The sequence below is a fragment of the Paenibacillus sp. JNUCC32 genome (assembly GCF_014863545.1).
Lineage (GTDB): Bacteria > Bacillota > Bacilli > Paenibacillales > Paenibacillaceae > Paenibacillus_AQ > Paenibacillus_AQ lautus_A.
In genome coordinates this window covers 4066152-4084474 of record NZ_CP062260.1, presented here as the reverse complement: position 1 = coordinate 4084474, position 18323 = coordinate 4066152, and the positions used below count along the sequence as shown (strand labels likewise).

Annotated in this window: 15 protein-coding genes; 4 read left to right on the top strand and 11 right to left on the bottom strand. The window is 51.3% G+C overall.

Going from position 1 to position 18323, the window contains the following annotated elements:
• Positions 1 to 42: 42 nt before the first annotated feature.
• The 5 genes from JNUCC32_RS18435 to JNUCC32_RS18415 all read right to left on the bottom strand — a co-directional run bounded on the left by JNUCC32_RS18435 (position 43) and on the right by JNUCC32_RS18415 (position 5766).
• Complete coding sequence (locus JNUCC32_RS18435; RefSeq protein ID WP_192569397.1) at positions 43 to 1137, bottom strand: ArsR/SmtB family transcription factor; 1095 nt, start codon at positions 1135 to 1137, stop codon at positions 43 to 45.
• A 12-nt stretch (positions 1138 to 1149) separates the two neighbouring features.
• Complete coding sequence (locus JNUCC32_RS18430; RefSeq protein ID WP_228468781.1) at positions 1150 to 2415, bottom strand: MFS transporter; 1266 nt, start codon at positions 2413 to 2415, stop codon at positions 1150 to 1152.
• A 167-nt stretch (positions 2416 to 2582) separates the two neighbouring features.
• Entirely contained in the window at positions 2583 to 3764 is a 1182-nt protein-coding gene (locus JNUCC32_RS18425; protein WP_192569396.1) for a MalY/PatB family protein, read from the bottom strand.
• A gap of 33 nt (positions 3765 to 3797) precedes the next feature.
• On the bottom strand, positions 3798 to 4721 hold the full coding sequence (locus JNUCC32_RS18420) for an AEC family transporter (protein WP_192569395.1): 924 nt from the start codon (positions 4719 to 4721) through the stop codon (positions 3798 to 3800).
• Positions 4722 to 5046: 325 nt separating this feature from the next.
• Entirely contained in the window at positions 5047 to 5766 is a 720-nt protein-coding gene (locus JNUCC32_RS18415; RefSeq protein WP_192569394.1) for a 3-ketoacyl-ACP reductase, read from the bottom strand.
• 171 nt (positions 5767 to 5937) lie between these two features.
• Between JNUCC32_RS18415 and JNUCC32_RS18410 the strand changes: the two genes are divergently transcribed.
• Positions 5938 to 8046, top strand: a complete 2109-nt coding sequence (locus JNUCC32_RS18410) for a class I SAM-dependent methyltransferase (protein WP_192569393.1) — start codon at positions 5938 to 5940, stop codon at positions 8044 to 8046.
• A gap of 181 nt (positions 8047 to 8227) precedes the next feature.
• Here the strand turns inward: JNUCC32_RS18410 and JNUCC32_RS18405 are convergent, their stop codons facing one another.
• The 4 genes from JNUCC32_RS18405 to JNUCC32_RS18390 all read right to left on the bottom strand — a co-directional run bounded on the left by JNUCC32_RS18405 (position 8228) and on the right by JNUCC32_RS18390 (position 10867).
• Positions 8228 to 8950, bottom strand: a complete 723-nt coding sequence (locus JNUCC32_RS18405; protein WP_192569392.1) for a peptidylprolyl isomerase — start codon at positions 8948 to 8950, stop codon at positions 8228 to 8230.
• 271 nt (positions 8951 to 9221) lie between these two features.
• Positions 9222 to 9614 (bottom strand): hypothetical protein, encoded by a 393-nt coding sequence (locus JNUCC32_RS18400; protein WP_015733912.1) that lies wholly within the window; start codon positions 9612 to 9614, stop codon positions 9222 to 9224.
• Positions 9615 to 9710: 96 nt separating this feature from the next.
• On the bottom strand, positions 9711 to 9887 hold the full coding sequence (locus JNUCC32_RS18395; protein ID WP_015733913.1) for a hypothetical protein: 177 nt from the start codon (positions 9885 to 9887) through the stop codon (positions 9711 to 9713).
• A gap of 281 nt (positions 9888 to 10168) precedes the next feature.
• Entirely contained in the window at positions 10169 to 10867 is a 699-nt protein-coding gene (locus JNUCC32_RS18390) for a hypothetical protein (protein ID WP_192569391.1), read from the bottom strand.
• A 341-nt stretch (positions 10868 to 11208) separates the two neighbouring features.
• On the opposite strand from JNUCC32_RS18390, the gene JNUCC32_RS18385 reads away from it, so the two are divergent.
• The 3 genes from JNUCC32_RS18385 to JNUCC32_RS18375 all read left to right on the top strand — a co-directional run bounded on the left by JNUCC32_RS18385 (position 11209) and on the right by JNUCC32_RS18375 (position 16902).
• Positions 11209 to 12660 (top strand): SulP family inorganic anion transporter, encoded by a 1452-nt coding sequence (locus JNUCC32_RS18385; protein WP_192569390.1) that lies wholly within the window; start codon positions 11209 to 11211, stop codon positions 12658 to 12660.
• 284 nt (positions 12661 to 12944) lie between these two features.
• A complete protein-coding gene (locus tag JNUCC32_RS18380) occupies positions 12945 to 14858 on the top strand; it encodes a sensor histidine kinase (RefSeq protein WP_192569389.1) in 1914 nt (637 codons plus the stop codon).
• A 154-nt stretch (positions 14859 to 15012) separates the two neighbouring features.
• The gene (locus JNUCC32_RS18375; protein ID WP_015733917.1) at positions 15013 to 16902 is read left to right on the top strand and encodes a sensor histidine kinase; all 1890 of its coding nucleotides are present in this window, start codon (positions 15013 to 15015) and stop codon (positions 16900 to 16902) included.
• 91 nt (positions 16903 to 16993) lie between these two features.
• Here the strand turns inward: JNUCC32_RS18375 and JNUCC32_RS18370 are convergent, their stop codons facing one another.
• Positions 16994 to 17233 carry an NHLP leader peptide family RiPP precursor gene (locus JNUCC32_RS18370; protein ID WP_015733918.1) on the bottom strand — a complete coding sequence of 80 codons (240 nt, stop codon included), beginning with the start codon at positions 17231 to 17233 and terminating at the stop codon, positions 16994 to 16996.
• 72 nt (positions 17234 to 17305) lie between these two features.
• Positions 17306 to 18259 carry a hypothetical protein gene (locus JNUCC32_RS18365; protein ID WP_192569388.1) on the bottom strand — a complete coding sequence of 318 codons (954 nt, stop codon included), beginning with the start codon at positions 18257 to 18259 and terminating at the stop codon, positions 17306 to 17308.
• Positions 18260 to 18323 lie beyond the last annotated feature (64 nt).

Here is an 18323-nt window from a genome sequence, read left to right as displayed (position 1 = left end):
AGGAGAGGACCCGTTCCATACCGGGCATGCAAGGACGACTGCTCATTCCTGCTGCAATAAGCTGGATCGCAGCTGTTCCAGGTAAGTCTCGACAGCCGTCCGATTCATTCGGTAGTAGATGCGGTTTGCCCGCTTTTCCATCATGACGAACCCCTGGTGTATGAGTGCGTTCATATGATGCGAGATGGTAGCCGTGGTTAGATTCAGCCGGTCTGCCAGTTCCGAACCGTATGCCGGCTCACGGTAAATCGACTTCAGAATTGCAAATTTGCTGGCATCGCTCAGCATTTTCAACGTTTTGCATATCTTCTCGTCCGAGATGACCCGGCTGACCGCTTCTTGAAGAGCTTCAAAGAGAATGCCGATATACAGCGTCTCTATTGAATTCTCGCTTTTTTGAGGATGGAGCGTGACCATATTGAAACCCATGATTTGCGGAACGATTCGGATTTCCTTATCGTCCAAGAGATTGATTTGGAATCGGTTATTGATGTACTCCAGCGGTTCGGTTTGAACCACCTGATGGTATCTTGCCGCAAAGCGGTCCAGCAGAGGCTCAAGCAAGGGCAATTGTTCCTCATACAGGGTCATGGCCTGTTCAAGGATGCTCCGCAATTCCTGCATGTACAAATCAAAGTTCTGATATAAGAGATGTAGTGTCCATTTCTCCTGAACGTCCAGTTCGAGGCCGTCAATCATGTTGGTCAGATCGGCATCGTTATGAGTCGCTAGGCATTCGTGGCTTTCGGCATCCCCCATAAATAATCGGAAGAGAGACTCCGCGTACTTGCGCCGCCGTTCATCCTGCATGACAGGGGACAACCGAAGAATATTCGCATTCGTACCCGCTGAGCGGAGATATTCATCCAATAGCAGCTTGGCGCAGCACCACCCCGCTTGTCCCCGGCTTTCGAAGAAAAAAGCCATGCGATCAGGCGCTGCTTCCAGTTGGCCGTAAACCAGCTCTCCTATCTCGATGATGGGGTCGAAGGTTTGCAATAGGTCCGGCGAGTCCAGATTATATTTCATCGTGAGTTCATTCTTCACGGACCGGGTGTCTTCATGATTCGTATACCGATAGAGCAATTCGATGCATTCACGGAGAATATCCGGCCTTGCCAATACCGTTATGTTCATGGGATTACTCCTTTACAGCTGGCGTAATGTGTTTATGAAGAGCATACCAACAAACAATATAATTGTAAAAATACCAGTAGCGACAAATAGCTGTTCAAGGGTTATAAACGTCATCGCGGTGGCGACGATCAGCGAACCGAGCGGAATGGTTGAGCTTGCGATCGCGTTAAAAATGGCACCCGCGCGAGACAAGTAGGATTCCTCAATGTGTTCCATGAAGGCTACCCCGATCACCGTTTCCACGAAGGAAGCAAAAAAACCGAATATCAGCATGGTAGAAGCCAACATGACATAGGTCAGCATGACTTGTCCGGAATAGTGCGATATCCAGAACCATACCAGATAACAGATTCCAATGAACGTCCCTCCAGTGATGAACAGAATGCGTGCAGAAAAATGTTTTCTTAAGTAAGGGAACAAGAAGGCACCGATGCCAAGACCGATCGTTGAGGAAATGCCGGCAACGGACAACCCCTTGGCGGACAGTCCTAACACTCCCGTCGTGTATGGAGCCATCATGGAGTTAATGGGAATCAGGAAGATGCCCATGATGCCGCCTAATATGCAGACGGCGAATACGACTTTTGCCTTTCTTAGATAGATGAATCCCTCGGCCAGCGCATGGAGATAGCCTTTCAAATCCAGCCGAATCGGGCTCAGCTGCCATGTTTCCTTGCTGTTGATGCCCAGAATGAAGAGGGCGGACAGTAAAAAGGTGACGGCGTCGATCAAAATAGCCACCCCAAGGCCGAATAATCCGATGATGGCTGCGGCAGCGCCAAGACCGGCTAACTCCACGATTTTCTTGATGGTTGAATTTAAGGATATGCCATGGGTATATAAGGCTTTATCAAGCACTTGGGGAATGATGGCTAACCCGGCGGGAATGCGAAGGGATTCCAGTGTGGAATTCATGAACGTAAGCACAAGCAGAATCCAGGGCTGAAGCAGATCAAGCAGAAGCAGGACGGCAGTGACGCCTACAATCACTCCTCGTCCGATATCCGCAAGGATCATGATGGTTTTCTTGTGAAGTCTTTCAACGATAGCGCCTGCAAAGGGCTGAAACAGGATGGAAGGGAGTGCATTGATGCCAAAAATAACGGCTACCCATGAGGCGGAACCGGTAAGCTGGTATACCATCAAGGAAAAAGCAATCATGTCGATGGAATCGCCGAACCGGTTCACGGCATTGGCCATCATTAACTTCAGATACTCCTTTTGGGATGACAGATCCCGATAACGAATCTCTCGAGCGTTTTCTTGTATCACCATCATCTAACCACCTTTCTAGATAGAAGTAAAACATAACTGTTAGATGATGGTCAATAATAATTTTAGATCATTATCTAATAAAAGAGCCGTTATCGTAAAATACAAAAATAAACGGAGTCAGCCATGGGCTTGACTCCGTTTATCATTTCATTCCGGGATCTTGTATGTTTTTAAGCCTTCCGCCATTCCCCGACAGCTTTGTTCAGGCGGGACAACGCCTCCTGAACGGTGGCGCGCGTGCAGGCCAGGTTCATGCGCATGAAGCCTTCGCCTTCCTTGCCGAAGGCCGCGCCGCTGTTCAATCCGAGCTTCGCCTCTTGAACGAGGAAGCGGTTTAGCTCTTCGTGGGACATGCCCATGCCGCGGAAATCAATCCACAACAGGTAGGTGGCTTCCGGCATAACCACCTTCAGCTCGGGCAGATGTTCCTGTGCATATTGGGCTACCAGCTCCATGTTCCCGCGGATGTAAACCAGAAGCTCATCCAGCCACGGTTCGCCCTCACGGTAAGCAGCCTCGGTGGCGGCCGCACCCATCGGCGTGATGGAGCCGATGGCGTAACGGTTCAATATTTTGCGGAACTTGCTGCGCAGCTGCGCATTCGGGATGATGATGTTCGCCGTGTTCAGGCCGGCGATATTAAACGTCTTGCTAGGAGCGGTACAGATGATGGAACGCTCGACGGCATCCTCGGACAGCGCGGCGAACGGCGTATGCGCGCCGGGTTCAAACACCAGATCCGCATGGATTTCATCCGATACGACAAGCACGTCGTATTGCTGGCAGAGGGAAGCCAGACGATCCAGCTCCGCTCGACTCCACACCCGGCCCACCGGGTTGTGCGGACTGCACAGAATGATCATTTTGACATGGCCGGTAGAAAAGCTCTTCTCCAGGTCCTCGAAATCCATCGTGTAATCCCCCTCTTCGCTAAGAAGAAGCGGATTATGCACCAGCTCACGGCCATGGTCCTGAACGACGCTGTAGAACGGCGGATAGACCGGCGTCTGGATGACGACTTGATCGCCCGGCTCGGTGAACGCATCCACGATAAGGCTGAGAGCCGGGACGACGCCCGGACAGAACTGAATCCACTCCTGCTGAATGCTCCAGCTGTGGCGTTTCTTCATCCAATCGCTAATCGCTTCGCGGTAAGAGTCGGACGGGAACGTATAGCCGAACACGCCATGCTCCACCCGTTTATGAAGCGCCTCTACAACGGCGGATGGCGCGGCAAAATCCATGTCGGCCACCCACATCGGAAGCGCGTCCGGCACGCCGAAGACGGTGGGGACATTGTCCCATTTCTGACAGTTGGTACAGGTGCGGTCAATCGCAAGATCAAAATTCATATGTAATTCCTCCTAGCTGAGTTGAGTTAGTCTTTAGGCTATGAATTTGGCCAGCGTGATCAGGCCGGTAATCGTAATTACGTTTAGTATGGTCGATATAAGGACAGTTTGTGCAGCAAAATCAGGCTCATTCTGATATTCTTCCGCCAGGATGGACGAATTGACGCCGACGGGCATGCCGGAAGCGATGATGAGCGCTTGCGCCGGAACGCCTTTTAGCCCGAGCAGCAGCACGATCAGAATGCCGATAGCCGGCGCGACCAAAAGACGCAGCAGGACGCTGAGGTAAACATCGAGCCGGCGCAGGCGCAGCGGATATTTAATGATCTGTGCCCCGAGCGTCAGCAGGGCGATCGCCACCATGGACTGGTCCGCATAGGTCAACGGCTGCGAGATAAAGACCGGAAGCGGCAAGGCCAGGGCATGCAGCACAATGCCGATGACGAGGGCATAGGGGACGGGCATTTTCAGAAATCCGATAATGGCCTGTTTGTATAATCCCTCCGTCTTGGCTCCCTGAATGGAAATAACTCCGTACGTAAACGTAAGGAGGCTTTGAAATGACATGATCAGCGCTTGCACCGAGCCGGCCATCGGATCTCCCTTGAAGGCCAGATCATTGATCGGAAGGCCGTAGTTTCCCGAATTATCCAGCAGGAGGCTGTTGGTAAATGCGGCTCTCATCCCCCGGTTGAACTTGCGCTGTCTGGCAACCAGCATGCTGATCAAGTAGAGGACGCCGATATAAAGCGCATAAAATAACGCCACCATGCCCAGAAGCTGCGGTGACATCTTGGATTCGTACATACTCATAAATACGGCTGAAGGCGTAATGTAGTAAAAGTTGATTTTGGCGAGTGTGTACAAATCGAGCTTAAAGGCATATTGCATAATAATGCCAAAGCCTATCAGGACAAAGATGGGAAGTACCACTTCAAGTAAAATGTCGGCGATCATGCTGTTGTCATCTTCTTTCCATGAGTATAGCTTGGTAATGGTCTGGCTGTGCGTATGACGCCATGTCATTATATCATGACAACGGATGGTTGACACTTGATTCCGCATGGAAAAAAGAACAAAGCACGCGCATCTTGCCGGGTATTTAAGCGAAACGTTCTTGACTTCATCGGAACCTAACCTTGGAGGAAGGGGTGCGCAGGATTCGCTGGCGCAGACCATCGCGTTACACGCAAGCTGCACGCAAAAAGGATGTTCCTTGGCCCCTGACCAAAGAACACCCTTGAATTTGGTTATTGCAATGGGAGCGTCTGTCGACGCGTCCTTATTGCGGGTTGGTAGTCCAAATCCCGGCAGATTTGACGAATACGCGCTGCGGCAGCTTGAGCGCCGCCATCACAAGCTCGGCTACGTCTTCCGGCTGCATCATCCGGTCCTCGTCCCCGATCTTCAGGCCGGCATTGACGGCGAGATCCGTGTTCACGGTGCTCGGGGTCAGCGCCGTCACGCGGATGTTGTGCTTGCGGACCTCCTGCAGCACGGCTTCGGTCAGTCCCATCACGGCAAATTTCGAAGCGTTATAGGCTGAGCCCGTGGCGAAGCCGCGTTCTCCGGCCGTAGAAGAGATATTGACGATGTCTCCTTGGTTGTGCTCGATCATGCCGGGCAGCGCTGCGCGCGTCATATAGTAAGTCCCCATCAGATTCACGTCGACGATACGCTTCCAGGCTTCCGGTTCCATTTCCAGCAGGTTGCCGAACTGGGCGATGCCCGCGTTGTTGATCAGAATGTCCACCGAGCCCAGCTCCATGTTTACCGCCGCGAAAGCAGCCTCTGCCTCGCTCTGCACGGAAACGTCGGCCACCGCCGCGACGGCTCTGACACCATATTGCTCGGCAACCAGGGCGCTCAGCGGCTCCAGGTCTGCTGCCGTACGGGCGACGAGTCCAACGTGCACGCCTTCCTTGGCAAGTGCGATGGCCAGGGCGCGTCCAATCCCTTTGCCTGCACCCGTGATGAGGGCTGTTTTATTTTTCAGGCTCATGTACATTCACTCCTTCACATTGATAAAAAATATGGTTTCGTTGACCAGTATACCCTGTACCATCCGCAACTACCAAATGCCCGCGATCCACCCTAAACAATTTGTTATAATCGTAGCAGCGAAACCAAGATAACCTTTGTTCATTTTTAACAGGAAGTGGAGGAACAACCTATGCTGCAAGCGCTGAATATCATAACCGCGTTTCGTCAGGGGGATGAATCGGCTGCGGGAACGCATCCATGGCTATTGAAGCTGATATCGGCCGAGGAACGAATCGTCAATCTGGAACGGATCACGTCCATCGGGCAATTGACCCATGCCAACCCCGTGCTGGATTATGTAGAACGCACATTGAAGATACTGGATTCGCTGCCTGTTTCCTATTGGATCAAAGAGCTGCTGGAAGAAGTCCTGGTGTGGGCGGAAACGGCCAAGGGCGGAACGATGAGGGATCGCCTTCGCTGGCAGCAGTCGGGCATCCAATTGTTCCTGCATAATATCGGGTCCGCGCAGCTGTATGAAAGACATATCCGGCAAGGCAGGGGAACCCTGTCACCGCACGAAGAGATGGTACATACTCTCATACTTACCCATGGACTGCTCGGGCAACACATCCGGGGGGAAGTCGCCTTCGAGGAAAACCTGCCGCTGATGAAGCTTACGGAGGAAGGACGGCTCACCGAAGATGAGCTGATCCGGCTGCTGATCCCTTTGAATCACTGCATCATTGCTGCCGTTTCGGAGGAGCTATGGCATTCCGTTGAGGAGGAAATCAAACAACTGATTCGCAAGCTTGCCCAAGGGAGCGTCCCGGATCGGTGGACTTATGAGGAAAGGCTGCGCCGCCTTCGGACCGCTTCGATTGCCCGGGGAGAAGATTTCGACAGGCAGTTTCAGGAGATTCGGAGGCAGACGGATCTGCCTGCTGCCCTGCATGGGTTTCAGGACATGACGCTTTGGTATGTGGAAGCGGCCCTGCAGGATTTCTCGTTGGAAGAGTTCGTGAAGGTATTGCTGCTGGCTCTCCATCCGGAGAAACAGAGCCCGGAGGATCAATGGTCTTCGGATTCGGTGAGCCACCTGAGCTTTGAGCCGCTGATGAACGATATGTATTACGATTACAAGGGCGTCAAGAAGCTGAACGTGTACAAGAAAAGAATGATCGAGCAATATTTGCGCCAGACGGATTGGGAGGCCTGCCTTAAAGGTCAGGCGAGTGCCAACCCGCATCTGCGCCACCGCATCGAACGAAAGCCGGAGCTGCCGGATACGGTATTCTTTACCTTCGAATTCTCGCAGGCCGCGGAGAAATTAATCGATTTTTGCATCGAGGCGGAGAAATCCCCGCTTTACGAGAAGGCAGTGCTGCTGTTGTTTGATCTGTTTGGCCTGAGGCGGGATGCTTATGACCGGTTTCATAACGAAGAGAGTTATTTAAACGATATGAACAGCACGGGAGATTACAAGAAAGTGATTCTGGATTATATCACGGGAACGGCGGTGCTGGATATCGGTCCCGGAGGCGGCGTGCTGCTTGACCTGATCGAGGAACGGCTGCCGCACGCGCGCCCCGTCGGGATCGATATCTCCTCCAACGTGATTGAAGCGCTGGAGAAACGCAAACGTCTGGAGCACAAAACATGGGAGGTCCTGAAGGGGGACGCGCTGAATCTCAGGGACTATGTGAAACCCGGAAGCGTCGATACGGTCATCTTCTCCTCGATACTGCATGAGTTGTATTCGTACATTGAAACAGACGGTGCGCGCTTCAATACGGCGACCGTGGAGGCAGCCTTGCTCAGTGCCTATGAGGTGCTTGCACCCGGGGGCCGCATTATTATCCGTGACGGGATCATGACCGAGCCCGAGGATACCTGGAGAAGGATCCGTTTCCTTGAGGCCGACGGCATGGAATGGCTGATCCGGTATGCCTCGGATTTCAAAGGCCGGGTCATATCCTACGAGCAGCTGGCAGACGCGGAGGTGCGCATGCCTGTCAACGATGCGATGGAGTTTCTGTATACCTATACTTGGGGCCCCGAAGCGTATGTTCATGAAGTGCAGGAGCAGTTCGGATATTTCACGCCTACGCAGTATGCGGAGTGCATCCGCCGAACGCTGGGCCCCGAAGCGCTGATCCGCGTGCAGCGGCATTATCTTCAGGAAGGATATGCCGAGGCATTGGCTGACCGCATTGAATTCATGGATGAGGATGGGAAGGCGGTAACTTTGCCGGACAGCACCTGCCTTTACGTGATCGAGAAGCCGACTCGTCCGTAAAGGCCATACCCTGCTGTAATCTATAAAAAAAGAGGACCGGAACGCAGCTATATTTCAAGCGTGCTTCGGTCCTCTTTCGCATGTTGTTTGGTAAGCCGTCCGGATTCTGTGCTCATTCACAAGCGAGGAAGGAAAATGGTTCGCTGACAGCGCTTGAGCCGCAGCGCTTATCCCCAAAAAGCTATTCCTGCTGTTCGGGATCCGGATAATCCTTCCCGAGCGTATCGACCGTCACTTTCTTCATGACGGGCACTTCAAGCGGCTTGTCCATCTGATCCCGCTCCAAGCCCACGATTTCCTCAGCCGTTTCCATGCCTTCGATGACCTTACCGAAGGAGGCGTACTGGGCATCCAGCGAAGGCGCATCCGCGACCATAATGAAGAATTGCGACCCGGCGGAGTTTGGATCCTGCGCGCGCGCCATGGATAATACGCCTGTCGTATGCTTCAGGTCATTCTGAAACCCGTTGGACGTAAATTCTCCGGCGATCGCGTAGCCGGGTCCCCCCGTGCCGTTCCCGTCAGGATCGCCTCCTTGAATCATGAAGCCGGGGATGACGCGGTGAAAGCCTGTGCCATCGTAAAACCCTTGTTCCACCAGAGAGATGAAATTGTTCACCGTATTCGGCGCAACCTCCGGGTAAAGCTCAAGCTTTATCGTTTTGCCGTTCTCCATTTCAATCGTGACGATGGGGTGGCTGGCGTTCGGGTCGGGCACGTTCTGCTTGACCTCGGTTTCCTTCGGCGGTTCCGCTTCGGGCGCCGCGGCGCCGTTCGTCGAACCTGTTCCGCCGCCTGCGCCGCTTTCGGTTTCCTTGTCATTCTGGCCGCATGCCGTCATCACGAACAACAGCCCAAGCATGACGAGCAGGGCCGGCATCCAGCGTGTTCTGCGTTTCAACATCATTGACTCCTCCTGTGCTTTGCCTTATCAGGTCTTAAGCATGTAATCTGTATCATATTTTATCACAGGTTGGACAAGTACTGAAAATCGAAATAGCGGAGTATACATTAAGGAAACCGTTATCAACGTTATGTCACAGAAGACCGACCGCGTATAGAGGATGTTTTCCTTGCGATTAACGAATCAAGGCCAGAGGCTCAGAACGCAAAAAATAAGCTCCCGAACCTGTACAAGTCCGGAAGCTTCAGGAAATGGGGAGCATTGTACGTCTTTACTTGGCAGGAAATATGCCCTCCACTTTGTTTAAAGGGAGCAGAATCCGCGAACGGTTCTTGTCCTTGGCAAGCAATTCGATGAAATCGGCTCCGATTCTGACAAGCCGGATCCGGTCGAAGGCGCCGCGGGTCGGGAAGGTGGTCCGTACCCCAACCCGCACCGTTTTGCCCGGCGGCTTGACATCGAATACCCGAACTGAGTTGAGACTGGACGGCACAAAAAGCTCGCCTTGCACCTTAATGAAATTTTTCGGGAATACCCGCTGCAGCCGTCCGGGTTCCAACCCGGTGTTCGGCGCGTTGATTTCTACCAGATGTCCGGTCAACGAGGCCAGTCGCTGCTGCAGGGTGATCTTATGTCTGCAGGGATGGATCGGCAATCCTTTCATATGAGGCATCATCCTTCCAGGTTCGTATGGTGTAGTGTATGTTGGAAGGTATGGCATGGGTGAAAGAAGAGGATCACGATTCCTGCCCGGTGTTGTTTAGGATGACGGAGGATTTCCGCGGTTACTCGTACCGCTGCCATCCGGCTTCTCGTGTTTGATGCTGTCGGGTATCGGAATGCTGTCCGGATAGGAATCCTCGACAAACAGGCCGAATTCCTCATCGATGTCGCGTTCGGTCACTAAACGGTGCTTCTCGTCAGGTTGTTTCTTCATCGGCTGTTCCTCCTATGAAATCGAATCTTTGAAATGAACGGCTGGTATAAGAACTGATAGCTTGACCCATACTGTTTTACTATAAAGACGGTTGTATGGGAGGCGTAGGCATGGAAAGAAAGGGCAACATATTAACGGCACTCATATGGGGTACCCTGATCGGCATCCTGTTGTGGATGTCATTTCTCGGCTGGCTGGATATCATATTCGGAAAATAGAGGGATCATACAGTGCTAGTATAAGACCCGCCTTCCTATAAGGAGAGGCGGGTCTTGCAGGTTTTAGTCGTCCTCGCCATTGCTGCCGTTCAGCAGATCGGTTCCGTGCATCTGTTCCGTCGGAGGCGCGGCGGGATCCACCGGGCTGTTGGCCGCAATCGCGTCCGCGTCGGGCACGTCCTCCAGCGGCGTATACTCCTCTTCACCCGAAGGGTAATTCATAAAAATGTCCTGATTCAGAAAGGCGGTACCGCTGCCTGAAAACGCGGCGTCGGCTGCGACTCTCTGCTTCGCATCGCCGGTGTACTCGGCGATGACCTCGTCACCCGGACGAGTTGGGGGCTCACCCTCGATGGCCCGCCATTCCCGGTCCGTCTCGTCGTCCGCGACATCGCGAATAACCGTTTCGTCGGCGGTGCGGTCCAGCCGCACCTCGTCGGCTTCTCCGGCATCGGATGACAAGGATAACCGCTCATCGGCAATGGTCCGTTGATCCGGATCGGCACCTGTAGCTTCCCATGCATCGATGGCGCTGTGATCGGGGTTCATCCGCTCCTCCGGTTTTGCATCCGCAGGAGCCGCTTCATTCTGATCGTACGCGATATGATCCGCGTCTTCGCTGCTTAGGCTTTGCTCCGTATAGGTGTTGACGTCTCTCAGATCGTCTTGCGGAATCCAAGCCGTATCCTCGACTTTCCGTTTGGCCTCGAATTCCAAATATGTCAAATCTGCCAGCGTATTCCGATTGTTTTCGTCTCGCATCGTGTCCATCTCCTTCCTTGTTTTCAATTACAATAGGTTTCTATACTTCGACTTTACCCGCTGAATCAAGAATGAATCCCGAAACAATCAGGTTATGGTAAACCAAGCAAGCTCTATCTTTCCCTGTCGGTTGACGTATTATGAAAATTTTCAAATAAGGAAAATGGACCAAACACAAGATAAATGAGAGAAAATGAATGATTTCGTGGATTATTTCCCTTAAATTGAACAATGAAATTTTAAAATGATCCCGTTATAATCGAAAAAGCGACTAACGGACCGGGACAATTCTGAGAGTGGATTGTCAACAACCAACAACAGAACAGGAAGTGATCAGGACTTTGTTTCAATGGATTAGACAAGGCTTCTTTGGCAACTCGCGCAAAGATATTTTATCGGGTCTGACGGTAGCGTTCGCTCTCATCCCGGAAGCGATCGCCTTCTCCATCATGGCAGGCGTTGATCCGATGGTGGGACTCTATGCGTCCTTCGTGATTGCCGTCAGCATTTCGTTTTTCGGCGGCCGTCCCGGCATGATCTCAGCGGCGACAGGGGCCATGGCGTCATTGATGGGACCGCTTGTGGCTATGCACGGGATCGAGTATTTGTATGCGGCAACGATTCTGACGGGAATCTTGCAATGGTTGATGGGAGCGCTCAAGTTCGGACGTTTTATCACGTTTGTTCCCCAGCCGGTCATCACCGGCTTCGTGAATTCCCTGGCCATCATCATTTTTCTGGCCCAGCTTCCGAATTTCAAGGGCGAATCGTGGCCGATGTACTTGATGGTGATCGGCACGCTGTTGATCATTTATTTATTGCCGCTGATAACCAGAGCGGTTCCATCGGCACTCGTTGCGATCATCGTGATGACGATCGTTGCGGTTTGGTTCAAAGCCCCGGTGCAAACGGTCGGGGACATGGGCAACATTACACAGGCACTGCCGTTCTTCCACATTCCGAATGTAATCGTGAGCCTGGACATGATCATGACGATATTGCCTATTTCCCTGGCTCTTGCTGTCGTCGGGATGACGGAATCGCTGCTTACCGCGTCGCTCGTGGATGAGATGACCGAGACGGGCAGCGACAAGAACCGGGAAATCCGCGGTCAGGGCGTTTCCAACGTGATCACCGGATTCTTTGGCGGCATGGCGGGCTGCGCCATGATCGGACAGACGGTGATTAATGTGAAATCGGGAGGGCGCACCCGGTTATCCACCTTGGTGTCCGGCGTGTTTCTGCTGTTCCTCATCATTGTGCTCGGGGATGTCGTGAAACAGATTCCGATGGCGGCGCTTGTCGGGGTCATGTTCATGGTTTCGATCGGCACGTTTGAATGGGGATCGCTTCGCACGCTTCACCGCGTGCCGTTAGGGGATGCCATCGTCATGCTGGCAACGGTTATTATTGTGGTAGCGACTCATAATCTGGCCATCGGGGTCATGATCGGGATTATCTTAAGCGCCCTGAATTTCGGGTGGAAGATGGCCAAAATTCACGCCGTGCCGCATATGCAGCCGAACGGCACCAAGGTATACGAAATCCGGGGACAGCTGTTTTTCGGAACGATGATGTATTTTGTAAATCTGTTTGACGTGAACGATGATCCGGAACATGTCGTGATTGATTTTTCCAAATCCCATGTATGGGATCAGTCAGCAACGAATGCCATTTCGAAGGTATGGCATAAGTACAAGGAAGCGGGGAAAGACCTCACGCTCATAGGGTTGAACGACGAAAGCCAGCGGATGGTCGATAAAATCGGCCTTGCTTCAAACTCTACGCATTAGAAGCATTAGTCATTCTGTAAGCAGGTGTGCTCAATAGAGGTAAGGTTTGTCAGATGAAGAACATGCCAAATGAAGAAATGGCGGTGCTCAAGGATATGATCCTTGCACCGCCATTCTTGCTTTTCAGCCGGTTGTCGGTATGAACGTAAATAAAATTTTACAAACGATACCTGGCATTTCATGTTATATTGATTGTAAATGAACACGAAGTTTGTCGAATCGATGCAAAGGATGGAGAAGAAGACGGATTTATATTGACAATAACGGTTAGAGGTGCTGACTAGATGAAGGATATGCCCAAATCCATATTCCTGCTTCTGCTGGTCGTGCCGCTGCTGCTGATTATATCGATTTTATCACCGGGACAATCGGATGCTGAGCGTGCTCATACCGTGATACCTGATTGGCAGTTTATGTGGGATAACGAACAACAGGAGGTTGTTTCGCCGGCCGGCATTCGGAATTCAAGCGGTTGGCTGACAGGGACACCAGAGAACAAAGAACCCCCAAAGTCAGATGGGGTATCTTCAGCATGGAATCGTTTTACCCTGCCCGACCTTCCTTGGAAACAATCGGCCATTATGATTGACCGGATCAAGGGGCAGGATGTTCTGGCTTTCTTGAACGACGAACCGGTGTATGAAGCCAAGCGGGACTATATGTATACGAATCATTCGCTGCTGCTTCCTTTTCATCCGGATGATGCCGGCAAAACCGTTTATATATGGACTAACGGTTCTAGCGATATGACGTTAGGCATCGATAGCGAGATCATGCTCGGCGAGTATGATGATCTGCGTAGAGGTTTTATCAAGAAGGATTTGGAGGATTTTATATTAGGCAGCTCCTTTTTGTTTATTGCGGTGGTCATGTTCTTCTGCTGCTTGTTCCTTCCGAAGCATACGGTATCCAGCTGGCTGTCCCTGAGCGTGATCATTCTGGCAAGCGGAGCCTTGCTAATTACGTACTCGCCGTTCCTGTACACCTTTTATGGCGAACTCGGCAGCGTATGGGTCTCGGTATTTGATATTTCGCTTTTCACCGTTTTGCCGGCGCTGTATTTCTATTTCGAGAAAATCTACGGACCCGGTCCCTACCGGATCATTCGCTACGGCCGAAGAATTCAGATGGCCTACTCCGGGATCTGCCTGGTTTTCCTTGCGGTACATGTTCTGAGCCATCATTCGTTTTATGATATGTACTATTTCTTCTCCGTGAAGATTCTCGGCATCCTGATTATCCTGCAGATGGTACTGCTGATCGGTACCACGATTCTGTACGCTGCCAAGCGCAACAAGGACGCTTATATTTTTACCGCAGGCTTCGGCATGATGGCGATAGCGACGCTCGGAGATATGCTGGCCTTCTATTACCATGACGGGCATTATGAGCTCTTTCTGTGGAAATGGGGCGTTATCGGCCTGATCGTCTCCCTGATCATATTGCTGGGGCGTAAATTCGCCCGAAGCCATGAGCAAGTGCTGCAATATTCCCGGGAGCTGGAGATGTTTAATCACGAACTTCAGCGATCGGAGAAAATGGAGATCATCAGCGAGCTCGCCGCTTCGGTTGCGCACGAGGTTCGAAATCCGCTGCAAGTGACGCGCGGCTTCATGCAGCTTCTGGCCGAGAACTCCAAGCAGACGGAAAAGGAGTATTTTGGCTTGGCGCTGAAAGAACTGGACCGGGCTTCCGGGATCATCACGGATTTCCTCACGTTTGCCAAGCCTGAATTGGAGCATGAGACCAGGCTGAACGTGTATGAGGAGCTGAAGCATGTGAAAGGCATTCTGCTGCCGCTTGCGAATCTGAGCGGGGGCACGATCGAACTGGATGACGCCAAGGAATTATACATCACCGGTAATTCGTCCAAACTGAAGCAAGCGATGATTAATATCGTCAAGAACAGCATCGAGGCACTGGATGGAGAAGGCGTTATTCGCATCTGGGCCTATGCCGAATCAGGTGAAGTCGTGATTCACATCCAAGATGACGGCATTGGAATAGAGGCTGGGGATCTGGAGAGGCTGGGCGAGGCGTATTTCTCGAATAAGTCGAAAGGGACGGGGCTTGGCCTGATGGTCACCTTCCGGATCATCGAAGCGATGCGAGGAACCATTCATTTTATCAGTGAAAAAGGAAGCGGCACCGAGGCGATCATTCGCTTTCCGTCCGTTCCTGATTCAGTGGAAGATTAGATTTCCAATCGAGAGAGATGCCGCGCTGCATCTCTCTTTGTTATATCATTAATAGAAAATTTTATCATTTTTCCGAAAATTAGAAGGTGGAAGGTTTTGTCGCAGCGAATAACACAGTAAGAGAATCACCCATTATAATGTTTGAGGTGCGTCCATGAGGTCTGGATGGAGAATCGCTGTGTTCCTGATCATCGTTATAGCTTTTAGCCAGGGGTTACCTGGGCTTGTCTTTGCCACCGAAGAAACGGCAGCTCGGGCAGCGATTAAGGAGTGGAAAATCCTTTGGTCCGAAACCCGAGGGGTACCGGACAGCGTACCGGCCCACAGGGATGACTGGCTGGTAACTTCGACCGGAGCTTCGACGCCTTCCAAGCCGCATGCCAAGGCATCCGCATGGATTCAAATGAAGATTCCCGAAATATCATCGGCATCCCCCGGCATTTTGATTGACAAGCTGCACGGACAGCAGGTTGCGGTATATGCGGACCATGAGAAGATTTACGAATCAACTCGTACGTACAATTATGAGCTGAACTACATTTTGCTTCCCCTTCATCAGGACTTGCTCGGGAAGGATCTGTACATCTGGCTGGAAACCGCGCGAGATCATGTGACGATGGAAGGGAAAATACTGGTCGGCAATTATCATGATCTGTTGAACCAATTCGTGAAGTCGAATCTGGTGGATATCATCCTCGGGAGCGCCTTTGTTTTTATTGCATTGGTGATGCTGATCTGCGCCGTGTTTCTGAACAGAAAATATTTGATTACCGTCCTGTCCTTATCGTTTATTATTTTATCCGTTGGCATACTGGTATTTACATACTCCCCGTTTCTTTATACGATTTTTGATGAATATGGAAATTTATATACTCAGTTATATGACATCTCATTATTTATTTTACTTCCTTCGTTCAGTCTCTTTTTTGAAAAAATCTTCGGCCCCGGCTGGAGGGGCGTGCTGCGCAAACTTCGGAAGTTCCAGGTGTTCTATTCGCTGTTCTGCGGCCTGTTCCTGATCTTCAATCAATGGGCCTTTAATCAATGGTTCGACCTGTATTATTTTTTCTCCGTTCAGGTCCTGGGTTTTGTCATGATTGTTCAATTCGTACTGCTGGTCGGAAGCTCGATGTACTATGCCGTTAAGGGAAATAAGGACGCCATTATTTTCAACGCCGGCTTTGCGGTGTTTGCCATTGTGGGTTTGGGCGAGCTGCTGCAGTTTTTCCTGACCCGGGGCAGCTACAATCTGTTCCTCTGGAAATGGGGCATCGTCAGCTTCATCATTGCGCTCATCGTTATTCTCGGACGGCATTTTGCCAAAAATCACGAACAGATGCTTCAATACTCCAAAGAGCTTGAGATGTTCAACAATGAGCTGCAGCGTTCGGAGAAGATGGAGATCATCAGTGAGCTTGCGGCATCGGTCGCGCATGAGGTTCGCAACCCGCTGCAAGTGACGCGGGGATTCCTGCAGCTCCTCACCGGAAAAGCCCAGTCCACCGAACGGGAGTATCTGGATCTGGCCTTGGTCGAGCTGGACCGTGCCTCGGGCATCATTACGGATTTCTTAACCTTTGCCAAGCCGGAATTCGGCAAAGACACGGTGCTGCGGATATCCGAGGAGTTCAAGCATATCGAAGGCATACTCGGCCCGCTGGCTCATCTGCAAGGAGGCAGAATTACCGTCGATATTCCGGAGGATATTACGATTCGGGGCAATTCCTCGAAATTCAAGCAGGCCTTCATTAACATCGTGAAGAACAGCATTGAGGCGCTGGGCGACGAAGGGCTGGTTCATATCCGCTGCTATCGCCAGCAAGGCCAGGTGTTTATTCATGTGGTGGATAATGGAGAGGGGATGGGGCCGGATGTGCTGGCACGTCTGGGAGAGCCCTATTTCTCTAACAAAACGAAGGGTACGGGCCTTGGCCTGATGGTGACCTTCCGAATTATCGAGGCCATGGATGGGGACATTTATTTTACGAGTAAACAAGGAGTGGGGACCGATGCCGTCATTACGCTTCCCGCAGCTTGCGAATGATTCGCTAAGCTGCGGCAGCGATGGCGGTTACCGTCCCCACTCTTTTTACCTATTCATCTATTTATGAAATGTCCAGGCTGTTATGTAGTCTTTACCAGATGGCTCTTTCCTTGGCTTCCGATTTGATCACGCTAGTCGGATTCGGAGGGATGACCAGATACAGCTCGCCCGGATTCTCTTCAAGCGTTCGAATCTCGATGTGGTCGGGAATCCGTACACCAAGAACTTCCTTGATCGCGGACTTTGGATCGCTCAGCAGTCTTGCCTTAAAGCTAGGATCCTCCCAGGCTTTTTGAATCAATTGTGTTTGAAAGATGGCTTCTGTCGTCATAAGAATCACCCTTTCAAATAAATTGGTTATTTTTTACTCTTAAAGAATACCATGGAACAAATATAAAATCTATTATTTTTTGTTTAGAATAGACAAGTGGTAATTTAACCCGCCAAAAGACAAGGTTTTTTTACTGTTTTCGATATGATTCGCTTCGTTCTGAAGTTCATCCACCATGGTTTGATGGAAGGAAATCAGGTGCGGAGCCTCGATATCAACCGATAAGAGATGGGCATGGGTGGCAGCGGCAATCTCTGCATAAGGCTTCAGCATGTTGTTGATAAAGATGGCTTCCTGTACTTCGGATATCGTTAGAACAGCGTCCTGCGGTTGCCCCCGTTCCGATTTAATAAGGGAGAGCAGGCAGTTGTAGCTGCCATCTGCAAGATCCTGCTTCCAATCGGTCCAATCGTCCATCATCTGCAAGGTAAGCAGCACATGATTCATCACATCGTTCGTTCGTGGAATAAGGTCTGCTTGATCCGATAGAAGCAGTGCGGCGGTGCTTCCCAGCTTCACGGGAGCCGCCTTTTTGGCAACCATGGCCCTGTCGTGCTTGAAGTAATCCTCCCGGGTTTCATGGATGACGCCTTCCGACCATTCGTGTGTATAGTGTTTGAGATAAGACCAGAATTCTGAATTTGCCGGGAAGTAGGGTTGATAGGATGTGAGAAATTCGTAATACAGCAGGTTGGCAAGCGTGAGATGGTGTTTCGGATCGATAGAGGACTGGCCGTCATGAGGCGAGTCCATGATGTCGTCTTGAATGAAGTAGTATAACATGCCGATAATGTTGGCCGTGGAGAGATCACGGTAAATATCGGCAGGGAGTGCGGTCCGTTCTTTCATCCAGAAGGGAAGCAGATAGCAGATGTAATTTTTGGAACTGTCCTGCTCAAAGACGTCAAACTTTCTGAGGTATGAAAGACCGATTTGGTTCAGGGGAGCAGGGAATTCGGACAGCCTTGCTTCGCAGGCCGAGAAAGCGGCGGCAAGATCGTCCTCGAAAGGCTTGAACCAGTTCATGGAATCACCAACCTATTCAATTTTTAAGGTACAAGTGCTTACTTGCTATATTAACATGAATGCT